This is a genomic window from Maribacter sp. (genome assembly GCF_049667165.1).
GTDB lineage: Bacteria > Bacteroidota > Bacteroidia > Flavobacteriales > Flavobacteriaceae > Maribacter_A.
The window spans coordinates 1-1,692 of sequence record NZ_JBATHS010000237.1 but is presented as its reverse complement, the minus strand read 5'-3'; the positions used below and the strand labels follow the sequence as shown (position 1 = coordinate 1,692).

The 1,692-nt window shown below is 44.9% G+C and carries 1 protein-coding gene; it reads right to left on the bottom strand.

Annotated elements, in window-relative coordinates; all coding sequences use genetic code 11:
• Positions 1-156: 156 nt before the first annotated feature.
• A partial coding sequence (locus WBM98_RS12180) for a putative collagen-binding domain-containing protein (protein WP_424366298.1) occupies positions 157-1,692 on the bottom strand: 1,536 nt, incomplete at its 5' end.

Below are 1,692 nucleotides of genomic sequence, written 5' to 3'. Positions count from 1 at the left end.
CCATAAGATCTATAGCGAAATCGAAGAGGAAGAAGCCGTTTATGCCCATAAAAAACAAAAAGCCGAGGAGCTGCTTAAACTTCAGGCCGATGCCTTTCACGATCTTCAAGTAAAAAGTCTATAATCTATTCATAAGTACGGAAAGTACTATGTTGGCTATTCGATGGCGTTTATCAATATCACCCAATCTTGTTGGATTGCTTTATCGTTGTCCACTTCGGGATTGCCCAAGTCCTGCATGGCGCCTCCTGTGATGTTTTTTACGGTTCCCATAATCAAATCACCACCATGGAGGGGGTTATACCACTGTATGTTGAATTGCCCCTTGGTTTCACTTAGATCAATGGTGTATTTTCCATCTGATGGCAGATAAACGACATAGATTTGATCCTTTTTTCGAAAACAATAAGCTTCTTTCGAATTCATTAAACCATGGGCTGGTTGCATTTCCCAATACGGCAGATAAGCCTTGAAAAAGGTCAAGGCATGATCGGTCAATTCCCAAAGTCGATCTCGTGTACGCCAGTCCTCGGCATTCAGGTCATTATGTTTGCTTTTCGCACCAAAATACCATTCAACCCCAGCCGCCCCCGACAACAAAGTTCCCCAAAGAACATAACGCCTAAGCGTGTCGTGGTTCGGATCCAACGAATCGGAAACAGCCCCTGTGTGCCACATGCCGATTTCATCCATGGTAATCAACCAATCATGCTGGGCAGCCTTGGCTTTTTGTTTCCATATCCGGACTATTTCGGCAGCTTCTTCCCGCTTATCTACCTGTAAAGAAAGTCCGTCAAGGTCCTTAAACCCAACAATGGAATCGAGCACATTGGACCGTGCCGGTTCATGGGAGTGGGTATGCAATACAACCGGATGGCTATAAGGATCTATTTGTTTTAGAAAACTTGCCATGGCCTTTCGCTGGGCATCATTTTGGGCAATCGGGGTAAAGTCCGCAGGACCGTTCTCCTCTCCCAGATTGAACGTCAGGGCAAGGTGATGCCCAAAACGGGCCACCAATTCACGAAAGTACAATTGACGTAACGGTCCCATATCACCCCCATCGAGCATGGTCTCGTTCTCGGTTTCCTGAAGCACCATGTGCAGCATTATTCCTTTGGACTGTATGTGTTGAAATACGATTTCCCATTGCTCCAATTTACTCACATCAAAACGCGTAAAATCCATGGGATCTGCATAAGGCCAAACATCCTTACCATCGCCTTTGATGTTCAAGGTTAAAAAATAGGCCACATTCATGCCCTTAGAAGCAAGATAATTCAAAGCCCCTATTAACCCCTTACCCTTACCTCCTTGCCAAGTTGTATCACCAGCTTGCCAATCGTTCAAATGGGGTGTATAGGCATGTATTTTTTCCGAGGTAGTGGCCTCCCCCTCCTTGATGGAGGTCTTCATCCGGTAAGTGCCATCAAAGTCCTCATAAGCCAATAAATTTTCAGGACTGTCAGCGCCACCTTTTATCCAATAATCGCCAGAATCACCAAATCTGAAATAACCACTGGATACTTGAATCCTACCTTTTGCACGAAAATCAATGCCCTGTTTTTTTGAGGGAATAACCATGAAATCCCCCGTTGCATTCGTAATAGGAACTTGTATCCCTTTACCCAAATCCTTTTCTAAGGCGATATTCTCCCCTTGATGCAACACCGCCTTATAACTCCATTTACC